14 protein-coding genes are annotated in these 21,068 nt (G+C 63.3%); 11 read left to right on the top strand and 3 right to left on the bottom strand.

What is annotated here, in order from left to right; genetic code table 11:
- Window positions 1-425 precede the first annotated feature (425 nt).
- Genes F622_RS0112785 through F622_RS13985 form a run of 5 tightly spaced genes read left to right on the top strand, consistent with a single transcriptional unit; the run spans window position 426 to window position 7,548 of the window.
- Entirely contained in the window at window positions 426-3,065 is a 2,640-nt protein-coding gene (locus F622_RS0112785; protein ID WP_026331582.1) for a Z1 domain-containing protein, read from the top strand.
- Window positions 3,055-4,071 carry a PD-(D/E)XK motif protein gene (locus tag F622_RS0112780; protein ID WP_019572096.1) on the top strand — a complete coding sequence of 339 codons (1,017 nt, stop codon included), beginning with the start codon at window positions 3,055-3,057 and terminating at the stop codon, window positions 4,069-4,071. The genes F622_RS0112785 and F622_RS0112780 overlap by 11 nt, the downstream gene beginning before the upstream one ends.
- On the top strand, window positions 4,031-5,911 hold the full coding sequence (locus F622_RS0112775; protein ID WP_231365759.1) for a hypothetical protein: 1,881 nt from the start codon (window positions 4,031-4,033) through the stop codon (window positions 5,909-5,911). Before F622_RS0112780 ends, F622_RS0112775 begins: the two co-directional genes overlap by 41 nt.
- Window positions 5,904-6,797, top strand: a complete 894-nt coding sequence (locus tag F622_RS0112770) for a hypothetical protein (protein WP_019572094.1) — start codon at window positions 5,904-5,906, stop codon at window positions 6,795-6,797. The genes F622_RS0112775 and F622_RS0112770 overlap by 8 nt, the downstream gene beginning before the upstream one ends.
- On the top strand, window positions 6,787-7,548 hold the full coding sequence (locus F622_RS13985) for a hypothetical protein (RefSeq protein WP_081620997.1): 762 nt from the start codon (window positions 6,787-6,789) through the stop codon (window positions 7,546-7,548). The genes F622_RS0112770 and F622_RS13985 overlap by 11 nt, the downstream gene beginning before the upstream one ends.
- A gap of 15 nt (window positions 7,549-7,563) precedes the next feature.
- Here the strand turns inward: F622_RS13985 and F622_RS13500 are convergent, their stop codons facing one another.
- Window positions 7,564-9,171, bottom strand: a complete 1,608-nt coding sequence (locus F622_RS13500; protein WP_019572093.1) for a DNA cytosine methyltransferase — start codon at window positions 9,169-9,171, stop codon at window positions 7,564-7,566.
- Window positions 9,172-9,230: 59 nt separating this feature from the next.
- Between F622_RS13500 and F622_RS13980 the strand changes: the two genes are divergently transcribed.
- Entirely contained in the window at window positions 9,231-9,698 is a 468-nt protein-coding gene (locus F622_RS13980; RefSeq protein ID WP_019572092.1) for a very short patch repair endonuclease, read from the top strand.
- Window positions 9,699-9,757: 59 nt separating this feature from the next.
- On the opposite strand, the gene galE is transcribed toward F622_RS13980, so the two are convergent.
- Both galE and F622_RS0112750 read right to left on the bottom strand, forming a co-directional pair.
- The gene (gene galE / locus F622_RS0112755; protein WP_019572091.1) at window positions 9,758-10,750 is read right to left on the bottom strand and encodes a UDP-glucose 4-epimerase GalE; all 993 of its coding nucleotides are present in this window, start codon (window positions 10,748-10,750) and stop codon (window positions 9,758-9,760) included.
- A gap of 43 nt (window positions 10,751-10,793) precedes the next feature.
- On the bottom strand, window positions 10,794-11,570 hold the full coding sequence (locus tag F622_RS0112750) for a YdcF family protein (protein ID WP_019572090.1): 777 nt from the start codon (window positions 11,568-11,570) through the stop codon (window positions 10,794-10,796).
- 251 nt (window positions 11,571-11,821) lie between these two features.
- On the opposite strand from F622_RS0112750, the gene F622_RS0112745 reads away from it, so the two are divergent.
- From F622_RS0112745 to prsT, 5 genes are all read left to right on the top strand, one after another.
- Entirely contained in the window at window positions 11,822-12,469 is a 648-nt protein-coding gene (locus F622_RS0112745; RefSeq protein WP_019572089.1) for an XrtA/PEP-CTERM system exopolysaccharide export protein, read from the top strand.
- 159 nt (window positions 12,470-12,628) lie between these two features.
- On the top strand, window positions 12,629-14,023 hold the full coding sequence (locus tag F622_RS0112740) for a TIGR03013 family XrtA/PEP-CTERM system glycosyltransferase (protein ID WP_019572088.1): 1,395 nt from the start codon (window positions 12,629-12,631) through the stop codon (window positions 14,021-14,023).
- Window positions 14,024-14,030: 7 nt separating this feature from the next.
- Entirely contained in the window at window positions 14,031-16,079 is a 2,049-nt protein-coding gene (gene prsK / locus F622_RS0112735) for an XrtA/PEP-CTERM system histidine kinase PrsK (protein WP_018168659.1), read from the top strand.
- 61 nt (window positions 16,080-16,140) lie between these two features.
- Window positions 16,141-17,478 (top strand): PEP-CTERM-box response regulator transcription factor, encoded by a 1,338-nt coding sequence (gene prsR / locus F622_RS0112730; RefSeq protein ID WP_018649562.1) that lies wholly within the window; start codon window positions 16,141-16,143, stop codon window positions 17,476-17,478.
- Between the two features lie 11 nt (window positions 17,479-17,489).
- Window positions 17,490-20,333, top strand: a complete 2,844-nt coding sequence (prsT, locus tag F622_RS0112725; RefSeq protein ID WP_231365758.1) for an XrtA/PEP-CTERM system TPR-repeat protein PrsT — start codon at window positions 17,490-17,492, stop codon at window positions 20,331-20,333.
- The last annotated feature ends 735 nt before the right edge of the window (window positions 20,334-21,068 follow it).

Genomic DNA, 21,068 nt, shown 5'->3' with positions numbered 1-21,068 from the left:
ACGAATCTCTATACGCGACTGAGTTTCCGAGCAAAAAGGCTTAACAATCTGGTCTGGAGCCGGTGAAAGACCGTTTTTTCGCGCAAGATGCGGCGAGAGTGACCCGTCAGCCAGGACGTGGCGTTTAAGCCGTTAAAATCGCTGGCAAGCCCGAAATAAGGGATAAGGATGGATTGCGGTTATGGATCCGCAGCTTACTGTGGTCCGACTTATTAGCCGGGAACGGCGTGGAGGGATGCTTCAGGGAGGGACGCCGCAGGGCAAAAGGCAAGGTTTGACCCCGTGGTTCGCCGCATGTTGATCGCGGCTCCCCAAAAAACCTTACTGCTGATAGGATCGTCCCGAAGGGTCATGAGATGGTGTTGCCTGTTGAAACTGACGGGGGCAGGCCATTGGTCAGGCTGTCCAAGAGAAAAGGGGGTTCTTTGCAGCAGGGAATCGCACGCGAGTCGCTCACAGCGCGCCAGTTTGAACGCCTGAAGGAGACTTTCCGCAAGGAACTGAGGGCTGATCGGCCGCCGGACTCGGCCCGGGACGAGATCCGAATCTGGATCGAGGACATGCTGGAAGTCGAAACGGATTCCGCTGTCCGGATCGCCGCCGACATCGAGCGAACCGTTCTGGCCGAGGTCGCGGACGTAAGGCAGATCGATGTCCCCGTAATAGACGAAAGGGGGCAGACGAGATGGTACGCCGGGCCTCAGGCAACCGATGTCTTCTGGCCTACGCTTCAACGGCATCTTCTGGATGAAAAGGACTGGACAGCCGAGTCGGTAAAGTCCATTGATGACCAGTCATCGTCCATCGTGGCCAGGCTGGCGCCACCTGAAAAGCCGGATAAATTCTCTGCGCGCGGGCTCGTTGTCGGCTATGTGCAGTCGGGCAAAACCGCCAACATGACGGCTGTCATCGCCAAAGCCATGGACTCTGGGTACAAGCTGGTCATCATCTTGGCGGGCTTGACGGATGCCTTGCGCGAGCAGACTCAGGAGCGGATGGAAGAGGACCTTGTCTCCAGCCACCCGGAACTCTGGGATCATCTTACGACCAAGGAAGAGGACTTCGACGCCGGGACCCGACAGCACCTCGTGATCCCGAAAAAGGGCGGCATTCTTGCCGTGATGAAGAAGAATACGCATGTTCTTGCCCGACTGAGAGACTTCCTCGAGCAGACCGCAGTCGCCACTCGCATGAAACTCCCGGCCTTGGTGATCGACGACGAGACCGATCAGGCAAGCCCGGATGTCGCTCGTCAGGATCGGCACGAAGACCCGAGTACAATTAACCGACGGATTCGGGAGGTGCTTAAGCGGCTACCCAAGTGCTCCTATCTGGGGTACACCGCCACGCCCTTTGCCAATGTCCTGATAAACCCGGGGGCCGAGGGAAACGAGGAGTACGACCGGGATCTGTATCCGAGGGATTTTATTGTCTCGATCCCTGCGCCGGACGAATATTTCGGGGCGGAGAGACTGTTCGGACGTGATCTTCTTTCTGCCGATGACCCTGGTCCATCCGGATCCGGCCTGGACGTTATTCGCACTATCCCCGAAGCCGAACTCGAAACCATTGCCGCCCTCGCCAAGGGGGAAGCCGCCGCGGAAGGCGGGTTTCCGGCGTCGCTCGAAAAGGCTCTTCTCTGGTTCGTTCTCGCTACAGCAGCCAGACAGCACCGCGAGCCGTCTCATTCGACCATGCTGCTGCACACCAGCCGCCTTACTGAGGCCCACGAAAATCTCGAATTCGCAGTAAATGCCTTCCGGGAGCGTTTTGCCTCCTTGTCGGAAGTCGAGCGGCGCGAGCGCTTGCAGACGCTCTGGCGGGAGGAGTATCCGCGCCTCCCGCCGACCGACTTCGAGCGAGAGCCGCTTCCCGAGGACAGCGTCTTGGAGCGCTCAAAGGATGTGCTGGCCGGTCTTCTCGTCGTCCAAGACAACTACGTGAACGACTCCCGCCTGGAATTTCCGAAGAAAGGCGATCCTGTCTGGGCCGTTATTATCGGAGGAGATCGCCTTGCGCGGGGCGTGACGTTGCCGGGTCTCATAGTCAGTTACTTCGGACGAAATGCCCGCCAGTACGACACCCTTATGCAGATGGGCCGCTGGTTCGGTTACCGGCATGGCTACGAGGAGTTACCGCGGATATGGATGACCGCCGGCACAATGTCCAGTTTCCGCGAGCTTGCGACGATCGAGGCCGAATTGCGCGAGGATATTGCTGTTTATCGTGACGGATCGATTCGTCCCGTGGACTGGGGGGTGCGGATACGAAAGGTCCCGGGCTTGCTTGTTACCCGGCGCCCGGCGATGCAGTCGTCGAAAGAGGCAGCCCTCTCCTACTCTGGAGAGCACCTGCAAACGATCCGTTTCTATCATCGCGACAGGGAGTGGCTTGAGCGGAATTGGCGGGCAGGCGCGAGCTTGCTCGAAAGGGCGGCAGAGGACCCCAGCACCGAACAAGAATCCCGGGACGAGGCTTTTTTGGTTAGAAATGTTCCAGTGGATGCCGTGTTGGAGTTTCTGCGGAGCTATCAGACTTGCCGCGAGCAAGTTCGAACGAATACCAAGGCGCTCCGCAAATACATCGAGAAGTACGAATCGGGCGAGCTCGCCCGCTGGAATCTGGCGGTGATGATGCCGGCTCGCTCTCGTCCCGGCTCGATGAGGCTGGGCCCTCTGGCGGAAACGCGGCTGATCAATCGTTCCGCGTTGCAGCGCTCGCCCGAGGAATGCACTGACATCAAGGCGCTGATGTCCAGGAAGGACATCTTGGTGGACACGTATTCGCCAGCTCCTTCGCGTAGTGAATGGAAGGCCCTGAAGGACCATCGGTCCAATGAGTACGGAGGTTCGCCTCCACCACTTTTATTGCTCTACCCGATCGACAAGGATTCCCAGCCGCGGAACCCCGAAGCCGGTACGCGAGACCCCTTGAACGCTGTACATCATGTTCTCGGCATGGGCATTCTGTTCCCGGAAGATCCGACGGGGTTCAAGGGGCACTACATCACAGTCGATCTCGGCGATGTCGTGATCGAAGACGAGGAAGACATCGATGGAGACTGACGAGGCCTCCCAACTTTCGCCGAGCGAAATCCTGTGGTTTTGGGAAAGTCTGGCGCGCCGTGTCGGCGAGACGGACAGCCAATGGCTGGAGCCCCGTGAAGGCGGCCTTGGTCATCGCTTCATGCTCTCGCTTGCCGAGGCCGGAGCACCTTCCGTGATGGTGGCTATCGAACCTGACGAGAAAGGCCCGGACAGCCTTTCGGGAAAGAATGTCGAAATCGGAACCGCGACGATCTCTATGGCGGGTCGGCGACAACGCGGCATACGGGTCACGTGCAGGGAACCAAGGCTTCGCCACGTGTTTGCCGAGCTTGTGGCCAGTATTCACAGAAGGCTTCGCCAGGGGCGATCCGGTCACGCTGCGGTTCGCGACGCAGTTGTCGATTTTCGCCGGCTGCTCGATGGTGGAGCGGGCGATACTGTTACTCGCGAAGTCGCGGCAGGTCTGGCGGGCGAGCTGATGCTCCTGAAGACTCTCGTGGAGGCGGACCCCTCTGCCTGGAAAACCTGGGAGGGACCGGAGGGGGGTGAACATGACTTCCATCGAGGTGGAAAGTCTTTTGAGGTCAAAACTTCGACTCGCAGGGCGGCCTCTACGGTCGAGATACACGGAATTCGCCAGCTAGACCCGCCGGCTGCAGGTTTGCATCTTGTCCACCAGACGCTGATTCCGGATGCCGATGGCGACATTTCGGTTCCATCGTTAGTAGCAGATATCGAAGGTCGGGTTGCCGATCCTGCCGGGTTCTACGAGCGTCTCTCCGCCGCGGATTATTCGCATCTCTCTGCGCATCGTTGGGAGCTTCACCGCTTTACTCGGGGCTTGCGACGTTTCTTCGTGGTGGGTAAGGAATTTCCGCGCCTCACCCCCGACCGTCTTGCAAGCGGAGATCTGGATCCGGGAATTGACGGTGTGACCTTCTCCTTGCGCCTGGACGCCATAACCGGCTGGGAAATCCCGCAAGATGAAAGCGATGCGGTCGTTAGCGAGTTTCTTTATGTCTGATCCTCGTGTTCTTCGGTCGAGCGAGCCTTACAGCGACTTTGGAAACCTGTCGGGTGAAGGCGCAAGGAGGCTCCTTGGGTCGCCCGCCACGGAACCACTGCTGACTGCGATCCGGGAAAGTGTCCAGAACAGCTGGGATGCGCGTCTCGTTGGAGAGAGACCGACTTATCTGCTGCGCTTGAGAACCCTTTTGCCCGAGGAGCGCAAGTACCTGAAGGAGGTTGTATTTCAGGATCTCTCCCCGGACCCAGATTCACCACTTCGCGATCTTTTCGAGAAAAAGAACATACGTGTCGCCGAGATTTGTGACTTCGGGACTTTTGGTTTGACCGGCAAGACCCGTCCTTCCGAGGTGACAGAAGATGAAGACTCTCGATTTGTTCGATTTCTAAGAAATATCGGGGCCCCCCGGAGAGAAGGCAGTCATTCCGGCGGTACTTACGGATACGGCAAGTCTTCCCTTTTCTCGCTAAGCTCCTGCCAAACTGTGCTGGTTGACAGTCTTACGCAGGAACAGGATGGAAGTCGGGAACACCGGTTCATGGCCAGCCGCATGGGTGAAGAATTCTTTGATCCCGGCACGGGCAGGAGCTTTACCGGCCGGCATTGGTGGGGAGGGGATGAAACAGAAGGCGGAGCAGTAGACCCTGTCCGTGACGATGATGCAAAGGTGCTTGCGGAGGGGCTTGGCTTGCCCGCCCGAATGGGGCGCACCGGAACATCCGTCATGGTTCTCGATCCCGTGATTGAAGTGGACTGGACCGAGACGAAAGTGCTTGTAGAGCATGTTCACAAGGCCTTTCTCTGGTTTTTCTGGCCTAAACTGGTCCCTCGGCCGGGTGAAGAGGTCTCTCCAATGCGCTTCGAGATGGAGTTCGAAGGCATCCGGCACGAGCTGCCCCCCATCGAATCGACACCTCCGTTCCATCTATTCGCTGAAGCTTTGCAAAAGGTTCGTTCGGCACCGAACGATCAGGTGCGCGAAGTCAAAAGCCTTCGACCCAAGAAACTCCTGGGTTTCATGGGCTATGAGCGGGATTTCGTGGAGGAGCGAACTTTCGACGTCTCGACCGATACCGGCATATCGATTCCGGGGGTCATTCATCACGTTGCGCTAATGAGGCCCGCCGAGCTTGTGGTCAAGTACCTTGAAGGCCCACCGTTGGCCAACGATCGATTCGAGTGGGCCGGAGTTTTTGTTTGCAGTTCCGAAGAAGAGGTCGAACGCGCCTTCGCCGCATCGGAGCCTCCGACGCATGATGACTGGAATCCCAAGGCCCTTCCCAAGTCACCCGCTCGAACATTCGTGAATGTAGCGCTATCTCGCATCAGGGAAATCGTAGAGGAATGGAATCCGCGGCCAAGAGATCTATCCGGAGGGGATTCCAGCGGACTTGCGCCGGTAGCCGATGCGCTCGGAAGGACCTTATTGTCCGGCAGCGGGGATAGGGCGGTCCCTTCTCGACGGTCTTCCGGCAAGACAGGTCGGCCGAAAAGCCTGAAGCTGACCGATGTCGGCCTGGAGAATCTCGAAGTGGAAGGACAACAAGTGGTTGCGTCTTTCCGCTTTTCTCTGATCGGGCCGGAGGGGGCCGAGGTCGTTCTATCGACCGATCCTGCAATCGTGACCGAAGGTGGAGGCGAGATGCTGGATGCTGCCCCGGGGGGGGATCGACCGGAGGTGCGGGGGTGGGAAGTGGGGGGAGCTCGATTTCCCCCTGCCTCCGCGATCCCGGTTGAGCTTGCCGATCAGGTGACCGCCGGCACCGTACGCATCACTGTCCCGGTCGGCATGGCTATTCGGCCGCGCCTTGCAGTGCGAGAGGTGGTGAATGAGTGAAGCGGTTGCCTTCCCATTTCTGAGGCCGAGTGAATCTAGAATAGAGGCGGGCCCGTGGCGCACTTTGTCTCCCGACGGCGACGGGTTTCTTCCCGAGATTCTGGGGGACTGGGATTATTCGGTTGATCTGGAGCTCGAGCGCTCCCTTCGCGTGGATCTTGACGGCATGTGCAGCGATGCTGGCCTTCAGACTTCTTCGACGTTTGTTGTGAGCGTCTACCTCGTTACCGGCGAACTTAAAATTCGCAGAAGTATTTTCCGGAAGGTTGTCAGTGGTGATTCCGCCCCTGATCAGATCGAAATCGGGCCGTTCGTTCTTCAAGGCTCTGATCTGCAGGGTGTGGTAGAGCTAACAACTAGCATCACGCTGGAAAAGGCGAGTCGTTCGAACGCCCTTGCCCCCATTGCGCCAGGAAGCCGGCTTTGGTGGGATCGGTTCATTTGTCGTCTGGAAGGCGGTGGCGGACGTCTTCCAATGGAGGCCAGAAATTTCTCCGAAGTTTCGGCGGCCTATGCCCGGGCTCCATGGTATTTCAGGCTGGAGGCGGCACGATTGGAAGATCGCTTTGAAATGGCGTTTCAGGTGGTTCTAAATTCCAGCCGCCTCGACACCTTCGAAGCGATATCGCGAGAAGAGCCCGTCATAATGTCGATTCTGCAGGCTGATCTTGTCCGACATGTCACGAGCCGTTTGCTGGACAATGACGAGTTCACAGCCCATCCGGAAGATTATCCGGATGGCAGTGTCGGCTCATTGGTTTCTGGTTGGCTTCAGGCGGCGTTTCCAGAGCTTGCCCCGGAGCAGATTCGTGACCTGCGTGACCAGCGGCCAGCCGACTTCGATGCAGTCATTGCATCGAATTTCGGAGGTTGCCATGACAGTTGAACTTTTTCCTAGGCTCGACAGTTTTTCGGCCAACGCATTATGGGCCGAGTTTGCGAGCGATGAAGCCTCTATCGAATTCGAGGACGTGCGGCATCCCGCTGTGACATTTACTGCGACGGGTGGATCTAGAGTCGATTTCGAGAAGTTAATGGCTATCCGTTCAGATCTTCTGTCGATTGCGCGGGACTGCGGATTCCCTGGAGAGCGTTGCGGAGAGATGACGCGGCAATTCGATTTCCGGGTTTCTCGGTATCTGGTAGAAAGCTCGGGAGTTCCTCCCTGCGAGGCCTATCGTCAGGGAGTATGGGCGTACTTTACGTTAGTGCTGCTTCCCGATGTGACTGACTGGCGTTACCCGGGGCGCAAGCGTGAAAGATGGACGGGAGGAGTACGGAACACGTTCGGAGTGCTTTGGCGCCGCGGATTTCTGATAGGTGCCGATCACGGCGATGGTCGAGGAAGCGATTGGGGCAGCCTAGAACCGCTTACGCAGGATGCGCTCGTTCAGATTGTCGAACGCCCTCTGTTGTCGGCTAGTCCCCGTACGGCGAGGATGATTGCAGCAATCTGGAAAAAGGCTAGCGAGGAGAACCGGGGCGGAGCAATGGAAGCGGTAACGCGCGAGGCGGCCCGTAACTTGATCGCGTATCGCGTGACCCAGGATCTTGACGGACTTTCCGACCAGGAGCTTTCCCATCGTGTTGGTGCTGTGTTCCGTAAAGCCGTGGCGATGATTTCCCGAGCCAATTGACGTTCGACTGTCTCCTCAGGCGATAGTCCCGGCAGGTTCCGGTCGGGGCTGGAGGTGGCCACAGGAGGCGTGTCCGCTATGGGCAATAAGGACGCCCCTGACAATTTCAGCGATTTGGCGTGCCAGCCAAGGGGGGACAGCGTTCCCGACTTGGGTGTATTGCTCGGTGCGGTTGCCCTCGAAGAAGTAATTGTCCGGGAACGTCTGGATGCGCGCCGCTTCCCGTACCGTCAGTGCCCTGCACTGGGATGGGTCGTGATGGATGTAGTAGTGGCCGTCCTTCGAAATATGGCTTGTGATGGTTTTCGCGGGCTCGTTGCGGAGCTGGACGCGGAAACGATCGGCGAACTTTCCGCTCATCCAGTTGGCGTGGTTTGGCGCGAGACTCGGCAGGCCGAAATCACCGGAGCCGGAGGGCGACCGGCCGTGCAGTTCGGCGAAGGTCGAAGCGTACATGTACCGACCTAGGTCGCTCGGCATGTGGGACCTTGCCTCGTGGTTCAAGAGCACCTCGAGCCTGGGGTCATCCCACCAGTCGGCCAAGTCCGGCTGCGCCGGAAGTGTGGGCGATTTCATTTTGGGATAGCGCAATCCGCCCCGGCTTAGGCTATGGCGTCTCCGCAGTCCCGATATCGTTGCTTCGAGTCGTTCCGCGATGTCGCGTTGCCCTGCACTGCGAGCCTCAGGGGCAAGTTGTCGAACCTGAGCCCGGACGCTGTCGAGCCAGCCCTCGTCGCTGTCCTTGCGAGAAAGCCCACTGCGCAGAGCGGGCAGGTCATCAATCGCTTGCCCCGTCGTGACTGCAGGCAAGGGTCGAAGTACTTCGGGGTTTGCGGAGATGTCGTTGCGAACGCCCACAAGAAACACGCGATGGCGTGTCTGGGGGACGCCGTGATCCTCCGATCGGACGAGGAAAGATTCCCCTCGTATCGTTTCGGGATCATCCCCCGCGCGGAAGACGATATCGGGATCGACCAGCGAATGAATTCGGTAGCCCGGGCCGTTGGGTGCACGTTCCAGGGCACTGTCGGGATCAACCAGGTCCACCAGAATCTGATTGAAGATCCTTTTTCCGCCCACTCGCGACGTCAGGATGCCCTTGACGTTCTCCATGACGAAGACTGCTGGACGGTAGTGCTGGATGAGCTTCAGGTATTCGCGATAGAGGAAGTGCCGGTTGTCGTTCTCCGGCACGTACTCAGCGATCCCTCTGTTGCGTGCTCGACCCACGACCGAGTAAGCCTGGCATGGCGGGCCACCGACCATTACTCCGTTGGCCGAGTCGAACTGCCTTTGGTCGAGGGCGTTCGTGAAAAGCTTGTCGTCGTTTTCCTGACCCAGTGTGACGCACAGGGCTTCTTGTTCGGCGTGGTGCCACGCACCCCGTGTCGCCGCGGAAAACGGCATTTTGCTCTGGCCATGCACATAGCGGTAATAGTCGTCGAGAGACTCGCCGTTCGCCTCCAGCGCACGCTTGAACGCCCGTAGCTTAAGAGTCTTGTGAGCCGGCGGCGAACACTCGGCAGAGAGTTCGATCCGGAAAAAATCGTTGAGTGACGCAAAGCCCTCGCCCAATCCCCCGGGGCCTGCGAACAGATCTGCAACCGGGACCTGCTCGTTCATCGGGTCGTACCGAACTTGCTGAGTTGCGATTCGAGCATGCGTGGCCTGACCATTGGTAAATGGATGTCGTTGACCGAGATACACGTTCCCGAATGATGTCCGGAATCCGCTCCAGGAATACGCGGCCCGAATTGCGTGTGCGACGGTTTCTTCATTCCAGGGGGTTTCGGTTTCGCCTGCATGCGCGTGGGTTGCCGGGCAAGCCCGATCTTGTAATGAAGAAACATAATCTCGCCATATTCGTTCATGGTTGTTTCTGGCACCGCCATCCAGGCTGCCAGTTGGCTACAACGCCAGCTACAAACGCGGGTCGCTGGCAGCGGAAGTTCGCGGCCAATGTCGAGCGCGATGAACGGACCCGTTTGGCTCTGCGCGCATCGGGCTGGCGCGTACTGGTGCTGTGGGAATGCGGGCTCAAGGGCCGCGATATTGAGCAGAATCTTGCATGGCTCCCCGCATGGATCAGAAGCGAAGAAGGATTCTGCGAATGGCCTGCTCCCGCGTCGCGTGCACACTCAACCGACTAGGTGGATGTCCGCCGCCAATGGTACCAGGTTCCGAGATCTGGTGATGCGACTGGACGGGGCTAAGCGCTTTCTTGCACCGCTTTACCAACCGTCTTCTGTTCCCAGGCGAGGGCGTGGCGGACGATGAGGTCGAGGTCGGCGTATTGCGGTTCCCAGGCGAGGGTCTGGCGGATGCGGCGGGCGTCGGCCATCAGGGCGGGCGGGTCGCCTTCGCGACGCGGGCCGAGCGTGACGTGGAAGTCGACGCCGCTGGCGCGTTTCACGGCGTTGAGGACCTCGAGCACGCTGTAGGCGTGGCCGTAGCCGCAGTTGAGCAACTGCGAGTTGCCGCCACCGTCGAGGTGTTCCAGGGCGCGGACGTGGGCGGCGGCGAGGTCCTCGACGTGGATGTAGTCGCGTTCGCAGGTGCCGTCGCGGGTGGCGTAGTCGGTGCCGAACACGGTGATGCCGTCGCGCTGGCCGGTCGCGGCCTGGCAGGCGACCTTGATCAGGTGCGTGGCGTCCGGCGTGGCCTGGCCGAGACGGCCTTCGGGGTCGGCGCCGGCCACGTTGAAGTAGCGCAGGCTGATGTAGCGCAGGTCGGAGGCGGCGCCCAGGTCCATGAGCATCCGTTCGGACATCATCTTGGAGGCGCCGTAGGGGTTGATCGGCTGCAGGGGGGCGTCCTCCGCGACCGAGACGGTGTCGGGGATGCCGTAGACGGCGGCGGTGGAGGAGAACACGAAGTAGCGCACGCCGGTGGCGGCGCAGGCCTCCAGCAGGTTGAAGGTGTTGCGGGTGTTGTTGCCGTAGTACTTGAGCGGGTCGGTGACCGATTCCGGCACGATGATGTGCGCGGCAAAGTGCAGCACGCCGTCGAAGCCGCGTTCGAGTGTTTCCCGCAGGCGCCCGGTATCCGCCAGGTCGCCGACGACCAGCTCGGCATCCCCCACGGCCCATGCGTGCCCGGTGCTGAGGTTGTCGTACACGGTGACGTCGTGCCCGCCCCTGCGCAGATGCTGCAGGACATGGCTGCCGATGTATCCAGCGCCGCCCGTTACCAGCAGATTCATCCGTCGCCCCTCGGTTGTGATGGGTTGGGGCTGGCGGGGCGCGTCAGGAGTCCGGCGGTGCCGGGTGACGGCCGTATTGCCAGCGATACCACAGAATACCGAGGTACTCGTGCATGGCGAGCCAGCTGGTGCGCATGGCGTTAGCCTGGGGTTTGAAGGCGCCTAACGAGAGCCTCGTGTCGTGGGCGACGAAGGCGCCGGTCGGCGCCGGGATGGCCTCCAGCCCGGCGCGCTCGAATGCCGCAGTGGCGCGCGGCAGGTGGTGCGCATGGGTGACGAGCAGGACGCGTTGCATGCCGCGTTCGTGCAACAGCGCGGCCGAGTGCCGGGCATTGCCTTCCGTGTCGCGCGCACGGGTTTCCTGCCACACCGGACTGACGCCGAACTCCTCCAGGACCTCGGCCATCCAGCGGGCTTCCGGTTCCCGGTCCTGCGGGCCGCCACCGGTGGCGACCACGGGGAGTCCGGTTTGCCGGTGCAGGGCGGCGGCGTAGCGCAGTCGCACCAGGGCCAGGTCGTTGACCGTTTCGCCGGAGAATTCCGCCGCACCACTGCGATACCCGGCGCCGAGCACGACGATGGCCTCGGCGTGTTCCAGCGCGGCCGTGTCGGGCGGCGAGTAGGCGGCCTGCAGCGGGGCCATGAGGGCGTGACTGACGGGCGGGATGCTGAATGCGTAGGTCAGGAGCAGCCCGCCGGTCAGCAGGGCCTTGCCTGCCAGGGTCCGGTACAGGAGCAGGCCCGCCAGGGCCAGGAGGAGCGGTCCGCTGGGCGGGAGCAGAAACCAGTCGGCAAGGAAACGGAGAGACAGAAACTCCACGGGACACTCCTGTTCGGTGGAGGTAGATGGCCCGGCGTCCCCGTAACACGAACGTTAGTCCTGGAGCGCCGGGAATGAAGACCTTACGTGGACTCTGTTCATACCCGAGGCCTAACATCAAGTTGCTTGTGGAATCCGGTATTCCCGGTAAGCGTAGCCAGTTTCCGCGACCTTTTGGGGTGCGGTGCGGGCCCCGTTCCCGGTCGGGTGAAGCCTCTAACAACCGCCAGAATCTCCAAGGGGGAGTCGTGATGTCCCTGATCAATGCTGCAAAGGCCGGGTCGAAGTCCGGGCCAAGGTTCGGCTTCGTCATCCTGCTGCCGGCCTTGTTGCTGGCAGGCTGTGCCACGACGGATTACCCGGAGGCCCCGACCTCCATCGAGCGCACGGTGATCGAGCAGTACATCATCGGTCCCGGCGATTCCCTGCAGGTATCCGTGCGCGGCAACCCGGACCTTTCCACTGGCGTGTCGGTACGCCCCGACGGGCAAATCACGACCCCACTGGTCGAGGATGTCCAGGCGAGCGGGCAGACGCCCACGGAGCTGGCTCGTGTGATGGAGGAGGAGCTGTCCCGCTACCTGCGCGATCCGATCGTCACGGTGATGGTGACCGGTTTTGCCGGGCCCTATAGCCGCCAGATTCGCGTGATCGGGCAGGCCGCCGCGCCGCAGGCGCTGCAATATCGCGAGGAGATGAGCGTGATGGATGTGATGATCGCGGTGGGCGGCATCACCGAATTTGCTGCCGGAAATCGCGCAGTGATCGTGCGTAACGAGAATGGCGAGCGCAAGCAATATGGGGTGCGCCTGGACGACCTGGTCAACGGTGGCGATATCTCGGCCAACGTGGACATGCTGCCCGGTGACACGCTGATCATTCCTGAACGACGCTTCTGACGAACCCGGAACGGGGGGCCGGTTTCCGGGTGGGTGGGCCTTTGAGGCACCGCCCGGGAACGACCGCCCCCATTGATCGGGCTCGGGGACGGTAGCCATGGACCCCCTGAAAAGGACGAACCACTCTTCTGTGCACGCGCCTCGGCGAGGCGGCTAGTCGTGCGCATCTTTGGCCACTACATCCGCCGCCGCGTCCTGATGCTCGCGGGCGCGGAGTTGCTCGTGGCGTATCTGTGCCTGTATGCGGTGCTGACCCTGCCGCCCTTCCAGCCGGAAGCTCTAAGCCTGCTGGACCCCCAGCTGATGGTGGCGACGCTGGTCGTCCTGGTCGTCCTGACTCTGGCCGGCCTGTACGAATCCGACTACCTCGCGACCCGCAGCACGCTGCGGTCGCTACTGCGCCTGGTTCCCGCCATCCTGGTTGTGGGTGGGTTGCTGCTGGCCTATGGCGCCATGGTCCCGGCGGCGCTGTTTTCGCCGACCGCAGTCGGCGGCGGCGTGCTGCTCCTGCTGACCGGTCTGGTCGCCGAAAGGACCCTCTGGCGCAACTTTTCCGAGGCGGATGCGTTCAAGCGCCGGGTCCTGGTGCTGGGCACCGGCAGCCGGGCCTGCGCGATCGACACGATCCATCCGGACAAGCATTCGGAAGAGCTGCCGTACCGGGTCCTCGGGTACATCGCTACCCAGGGCGAGAAGGATTGCGCGCGGGATCCGGGACGCCATTTCCAGCTCGGGAGCGATGCCAGCCTGCTGGACATGGCGCGCGAGCACCGCGTACACGAGATCGTGGTCGCGATCCGTAATCGACGCCACAACCTGCCGATCGGGCAGCTGCTTGAGTGCAAGCTCAACGGGGTTGCCGTTACCGACGTCTCGAGCTTCTTCGAGCGCGAACTGCAGAAGGTCCAACTGGACTCGCTGAACGCCAGCTGGTTGATCTTCGGCGAAGGCTTCCGGCAGCACTGGACGCGCAACGCGGTGAAACGGACGTTCGATGTGCTGGCCAGCGCCACACTGCTGGCGGCGACCCTGCCGGTGATGCTGGCCACCGCCCTGGCGATCAAGCTGGAGAGTCGCGGCCCGGTGTTCTACTGGCAGACCCGTGTGGGTCAGGGGAACGTCCCGTTCGAGGTCTGCAAGTTCCGCAGCATGCGCGAGGACGCCGAGGTCGATGGCGTCGCGCGCTGGGCGGTGCATGACGACGACCGCATCACCCGTGTCGGGCGCATTATCCGCAAGCTGCGCATCGACGAACTGCCGCAGGTCATCAACGTCTTTCAGGGCAGCATGTCGTTCGTCGGACCGCGCCCGGAGCGACCGGTGTTCGTCGGACAGCTCACCGAGCAGATCCCCTATTTCCCCGCGCGCCACACCATCCGTCCGGGGATCACCGGCTGGGCTCAGGTGCGGTATCCCTACGGGGCCTCGGTCGAGGATGCGCGGCAGAAGCTGCAGTACGACCTGTATTACGTGAAGAATCACACCCTGTTTCTGGACATCCTGATCCTGTTCGAGACCGTCAAGGTTGTGCTGTTCGGCCGCGGGGCCCGCTGAATTCGCGATGCTGATGCCCCTGGCCGCGACGAGCTATCTGACGGCGGCACTTGCGTTCCTGGTCCTGGCCGTTGTGACCGTGGTGCGCTGGCGCAATCGCCCCTCGGCCCTGTGGATGGTGCTGGCCTCGCTGCTGTCGGTGGGATGGGCGGGATATCTGGGCTTTCTGGCCTGGCACTACGGGACCAGTGCCGCGATCTCCGGTGGGGTGATGGAGGTGGCGCGCAATGCCGGTTGGTTTGCGGTGTTGCTGGCGCTGCTCGCCGGCAGTGGCAGCCGCCCCGGGGTCGAGCCGCGTGCGTTGCGCTGGTGGGGGGCGGCCACCACGGCGTTCCTGTTGTTCATCCTGGTGCCGATGCTGTGGCCACAGTTGCTGGGCGCCATCTGGCCGGGGCTGGCAACCCTGTTGATGGCGATTGCCGGACTGGTGCTGGTGGAGCAGGTCTACCGCAACACGCCGCCGCAGAATCGCTGGGAGATCAAGTTCCTCTGCCTGGGCCTGGGTGGCCTGTTCGCGTTCGACCTGTTCCTGTTTGCGGATCTGGTGCTGTTCCAGACGATCGACAGCCCGTCCTGGCAGGCCCGCGGGTTCGTCAACGCGCTGGTGGTCCCGTTGCTCGCGGTCGCGGTGAGCCGGCGCCTGCCGCACCGCGAGGGGCCCACGGTGTCCCGCCATCTGCTGTTTCACACCGCGTCGCTGTTCGGGGCCGGGCTGTATCTGCTGGCGGTCGGGGGCGCGGGGTATTACCTGCGCCACCACGGGGGCGATCTCGGCGCGCTGCTGCAGGTCACCCTGCTGTTCGGGGCCGTGCTGCTCCTGGCGATCGTGCTCTTTTCCGGCAGCGTCCGCGCCCAGTTGCGCGTCTGGCTGGCCAAGCACTTCTTCAACTATCGCTACGACTACCGCCAGGAGTGGCTGCGGTTTACCGGCACCCTGGCGCAGACGGACCACGAGACCCCGTTTCGCCAGCGGGCCATCCAGGCCATTGGCGAGCTGGTCGAGAGTCCGGGGGGATTGTTGTGGGTTCGTCGGGACGACAGCACCTTCGCCCTGGACGGGGTCCTGAATCTGGGCCAGCCGGATTATCCGTCAATGGAACCGGACGACCCGCTGGTGGCGTTTCTGACGCACTCCGGCTGGGTGATCGATATTGACGAGTTCCGCCGCGATCCGGCGTTCTATCACGGGCTCGATCTGCCGCAGTGGCTGGTCGACAATCCGCGCCACTGGGCCGTGGTGCCGCTCCTGAAAAGCGATGGCCTGGAGGGCTTTGTCGTGCTCGCCCAGCCGCGGGCACGGCACCGTATCGACTGGGAGGAGCGCGACCTGCTGAAGACCGCGGGCCGTCAGCTGGCGGTCTACGTGGCCCTGGTGCAGACCGACGAGGCGCTGCTGGAGGCGCGGCAGTTCGAGACCTTCCACCGGCTGGCGGCGTTTCTGGTCCACGACCTCAAGAACGTATCGGCCCAGCTGTCCCTGATCAGCTCCAACGCCGAGCGTCACCGCGATAACCCCGAGTTCGTGGCGGACGCCTTCCGCACCGTCGGCAACGCACGCGAGCGTCTGGAACGCACCCTCGCCCAGTTGCGCAAGGCGCAACCGGGTGCCGACAGCCCGCGTCAGGCGATCGACATGGACGCCCTGTTGCGCGAGGTTGCGGGCGATAGCCGCGAGATCCATCCGCTGCCCCGAGTGGCGATCGACACATCCGCGGAGGTCCTCGGAAACCGAGACGCCCTGCGGAATGTACTGCTCCACCTGGTGCGGAATGCGCAGGAGGCCACACCGGATAACGGCGATATAACCTTGACCCTGAAAACCCGGGATCAATGGGTCATTATCGGAATCGAGGATAACGGGTCCGGCATGGACGAGGACTTCGTTCGTCGGCGGCTCTTCCGTCCGTTTCAGACCACCAAGGGAAACGCCGGCATGGGTATTGGGCTGTATGAGGCCCGCGACCTGGTGGTCCGGATGGGCGGGCGGATCGATGTTTCCAGCCGCATCGGCGAGGGGACCACCTTCACGTTGCGCCTGCCGCAGCACGGCGCATGACAACCCTCCCCGCCGTCCACCATCACGTCCTCCCCGGGCCGGGTGCAATGTAATGGAGTCGATGCTCAAGCTTTTGATTGTCGAGGATGACACCGGCCTGCAAAGCCAGTTGCGCTGGTGTCTGGACGGCTACGAGATCCTCCAGGCCCAGGATCGCGCCAGCGCGATGGCCCACATGCGCCGTCATGAGCCCGAGCTGGTCACGCTGGACCTGGGTCTGCCCCCGGACCCCGCAAACGCCACCGAGGGCCTGGCACTCCTGGAGGAGATCCTGGCGTTCAATCCCGGGGTCAAGGTGATCGTGGTCACCGGCAACGATGATCGCGAGAACGCCCTGAAGGCTGTTGCCCTGGGGGCCTACGATTTCTATATCAAGCCCGTGGACGCCGAACTCCTGCGCCTGATCGTGGACCGCGCCGCGCGGCTGTACGAGCTCGAGGAGGAGAATCGGCGCCTGGCCCGTGGTGGCGTCTCTTCGCTGTCCGGGCTCATCACTGCGGACCCGCGCATGCTTCAGGTCTGCCGCATGGTGGAACGCGTGGCGCCCTCCGACGCGACGGTGCTGTTGCTGGGTGACAGCGGCACCGGCAAAGAGGTCCTGGCGCGCGCCGTCCATGACCTGAGTAACCGGGCCAAGGAGCGCTTCGTTGCGATCAACTGCGCCGCGATCCCCGAGAACCTCCTGGAAAGCGAGCTGTTCGGCTACGAGAAGGGCGCCTTCACCGGTGCTACCCGCCAGACCATCGGCAAGATCGAACACGCCGACAAGGGCACGTTGTTCCTGGACGAGATCGGCGATCTTCCGCAGAGCCTGCAGGCCAAGCTCCTGCGCTTTCTGCAGGAGCGCACGGTCGAGCGCCTGGGCGGGCGCAACGAGATCCCGGTGGATGTGCGCATCATCGGTGCGACCAATCAGGACCTCCAGGCGCTGATCCGCTCGGGCGATTTTCGCGAGGACCTGTTCTATCGCATTAGCGAGATCGCCATCGACATCCCCCCGGTCCGCGAACGTCAGGGTGACGCAACCCTGTTGGCGCATGCGCTTCTGGAACGCTTCGCCCGCGAGCAGGGCAAACCCCGCCGCGGCTTCACTGCCGATGCGCTGCGGGCGATCGAGGGCCACAGCTGGCCCGGCAACGTGCGCGAGATGGAGAACCTGATCCGGCGCGCCGTAATCATGGCCGACGGCAATCTGGTGACCGCGGAAGACCTCGGCTTGCAGGACCGGGATCAGGATCCGCCGCCGGAGCGCCTGCGCGAGGCCCGTGACCGGGCCGAATATCAATCCGTAATCAAGGCGATGGGGCGCACGAACGGCAACATTGCCCAGGCAGCCGACACTCTCGGCATTACCCGTCCAACGCTCTACGGCCTGCTCGACAAGTACGGGCTCAGATGAGGAGCACCATAGTGACTACCCGATACATGCAAGAAGACGCCGGGCTCGCCCGGCCCCGCCCCATCCGGATCCCGAACGGGCGGCTGAAGCCCCTGGCCCTGGCCGTGGTGCTGGCCACCGGTGTCGGTCTGGCCGGCTGCGACCAGATCGGGGCGGGCAGCGAACAGGACTACCTCGAACGCGCCCAGGCCCTGCAGGAGAAGGGCGACTACCAGGGCGCGCGCATCGAGTACCGCAATGCCCTGCAGCTGAATACCGATGCCCCGGCCACTCGGCAAAGGCTCGGGGTGGTGTACCTGCAGTTGAACAACCCCGAGGAGGCGCTGCGTCAGCTGGAGCGGGCGCAGTCGCTCGGGATCCCGGACGCTCAGGTGGCGTTGCCGCTGGCCGAGGCGTGGTTCGCGACCGATCGTTTTGCGCGCATTCGTGAGCAGGAGGTGCCAGAGGACCTGGCGGCGGAGGAACGGCCGCGGCTGCACGCCTTGCGGGCCGTCGCCTTCGCGGCCGTCGGCGAGCGGGAGGCGGCGGAAGGCGAGCTGGCGCAGATTGGAGAGCGCGAGCAGGAGCCGCTACAGGCCCTGGCGCAGGCCCACCTGTCGATGGCCCAGGGCGATGCCGAGCACGCGATCGCATCCCTGGAGCAGGCCCTTGAACTGCAGCCCGAGCTGGGACAGGCCTGGAGTCTCCTGGGCGAGTATCGGCGCATCACCGGCGACCCCGAGGGTGCGGAAGAGGCCTTCAGCCGGGCCATCGAAGTCCGCCCGGCCTCGGGGCGCGATCACATGGCGCGGGCGATGGTGCGTCTGAATGCCGGTGATTACGAGGGTGCGCGGGCGGATGTCGACGGCCTGAAGCAAGGCGGCTCGTCGCATCCGGGCGTGCATTATCTGGACGGGATGCTCCTGATGGAGCAGGAGCGGCATAGCGAAGCACGGGCGAGTTTCGAGCAGGCCCTGGCCGGCAATCGCTCCTACAGCCCGGCGCTTCTGGGCCTCGGCCTGGCTCATCGCAGTCTCGGCAACATGGAGCAGGCCGAACACAACCTCAATCGTCATGTTCAGGAGAGCCCCGGATCACTGCAGGGCATTCGTACGCTGACGGCGATCTATCTGGAACAGGATCGCGTGGAGGATGCCCTGCAGTTCGTGGAGCGGGCGAGCCGTGACTACACCGGCGAGCCGGCCGACATGGCCGAATTGCGCGGGCGACTGCTGCTGGTTGCCGGCGATTCCGAAGCCGGCATCGATGCGTTGCGCGACGCGGCGGCGTCGAGCCCGGGTTCGCAGGGTCTCCAGGAATTGCTGGCGGTGGCGCTGCTCCGGGGCGGGGAGACGGAAGAAGGTCTGGATGCGCTGCGCGCCGCCGGAGGCGGCGAGGCCTCGGCCCAGCAGGTGGATACCACGCTGGTGCTGTACCTGTTGCAGACAGGACGCTACGACGAGGCACTCGAGCGGGCACAGCGTCTGCAGGAGCTCCAGCCGGAAGCGGCCGGTCCGCTGAGCCTGCAGGGCGCTGCCCTGATGGGGCTGGGGCGAACCGACGAGGCCCGGGCGGCCTTCCGCGAGGGCGTCGCGCTGGACCCGGACGATATATCCGTGGCGATGAACCTCGCTGGTCTGGAACTCCAGGCCGGCAATCGCGGGGCGGCGCGCGAGGTGCTGGAAGCGATCCAGGAGCGTGACCCGGGGCATGCCCGTTCTGCCCAGCGCCTGGCCAACATGAGCCTGCAGGATGGCGACCACCAGGGGGCGGCGCGCTGGCTGCAAACGGCCATCGATTCGCAGCCCGAGTTGCTGCCGCCGCATCTCACCCTGGCCCAGATCCAGCTTCAGGGCGGCCAACCGGAGCAGGCCCTGCAGACGCTCCTGGCCGCGCGTGAACATCACCCCGGGAATCCGGACCTGCTGTATGCGCTGGCGGACGTCCAGCAGAGTCTCAATCGTCCGGATGACGCGGTGACAAGTCTCGCGGAGGCCGTCGAACAGGCGCCGGACAACGTGAACCTGCGCCTCGCCCTGGCCCGCGCGCATGCGCAGGCCGGTGACGATGCCGCGATCGAGAGCACGCTTCGCGAGCTCCTGGAGCAGCAGCCGGACCACTACCGGGCCCGTCTGCTTCTGGCCCGGGGCCTGCTCAATCAGGAACGCATGAGCGATGCCGAGCCCCATCTGGCGCGCCTGGAGGAGCTCTACGAGAACCGCAGCGAGGTCCAGGCCTTGCTGGGCCGCGCGGCCATGCAGCGGGACGACCCAGCCGCCGCCGTGCGGCATTACCGGGCCGCACTGGCGGACCCGGGTTCGCAACGTCGGGACTGGGTGCATGCACTGGCGGAGGCGCAGCGCGAAACCGGGGATGGCGATGCGGGACGGGCCACGCTGGCCGCCTGGCTGGACGAAAATCCGCAGGACCTGGCGACATGGCATATCCACGCGGCGCAGCAGATGGCGGCGGACGACCGGTCCGGAGCGGTGGATTCGTACCGTCGGATCGTCGAGCAGGATGGCGACGACGTGATTGCGCTCAACAACCTCGCATGGTCGTTGCGCGAGAGTGATACCCGGCAGGCGCTGGAACATGCGCGCCGGGCCGCCGAGCTCGCACCGGAGGCGGCTCCGGTGCTGGACACCCTGGGCGCGGTGCTGATCCACGCCGGTGAGCATGCAGAGGCCGCAGACATCCTTGGCCGTGCCAGCGAACTTGCCCCGGATGACCCGGGCATTCAGTACCACCTGGCCTGGGCGGAAAGCGAACAGGGCGAGCAGGATGCCGCCGCTGAACGCCTGCGTCGCGTGCTGGACGGGCACGACCAGTTCCCTCAGCGGGCGGATGCCGAGGCGTTGCTCGACCGCTTGTAGACCCGGCACGAACCGGTCGTCGATCAAGGGGGCTGCCGAGAGCAGCCCCTTTTTTGTGTGCGTCAGCCTGGTCGCCGCACATCCATCCGTCCGGCCGGTCCTGCGATCCCGGGTCGACCCGGACATTGCTTCGTTGGCTGGTTTCTGACGGCTGCGCTCGGCCGGGGGGGGCGTTCGCGGCGGTCGGCTCGGCCCGCGACAGGATGTCGGCGGGGATGAGTCAATGCCATGATTTCGGGGCCGGGTTATCCGTCCCCTCGACTACGGCCCACTGCCATGCTCCTGGTGTCTTCGCAGGTGCCTGGGAGACGCTGATGAATGTGCCGGCATTGCGCATTGCGGTGATGCCCCGTGTATCCCGAGACTCGGCGCGGCGCGCAGTCCGGTCGTGGTACCGACCCGTTTGCATCTTGGTCGGGGCGCAGCGGGGGCTCGGGCATACGGGGCGCTAGCCTTACACGCCTCCGAAGGACGGGGCTCGAGTTCGAGTGGTGCATTGATAGTCTTGCCCTGGCAGGCCAGGCGGACATCCGAAGGGGGGATCGTCGGTCCGGGGTGGTGGTGCGAGTCCGAACAGGGGCAGTCGCCGGATGATTGCCGGGGGTGGCGGGAGAGGGGTTGGCCGGTTCGCACGAGGGTCCATGACCGCTGTAGTACCGGGCCCGGATCGCGGAACAAAAAAAGGGCTCCCCGAAGGGAGCCCTCAACTCGATGCCCCGGGGGGAGGGCCATCAA

This window comes from Thioalkalivibrio sp. ALMg3 (assembly GCF_000381225.1).
In the GTDB taxonomy this organism is placed as follows: Bacteria; Pseudomonadota; Gammaproteobacteria; order Ectothiorhodospirales; family Ectothiorhodospiraceae; genus Thioalkalivibrio; species Thioalkalivibrio versutus.
This window is presented reverse-complemented; position numbering and strand designations above follow the sequence as displayed.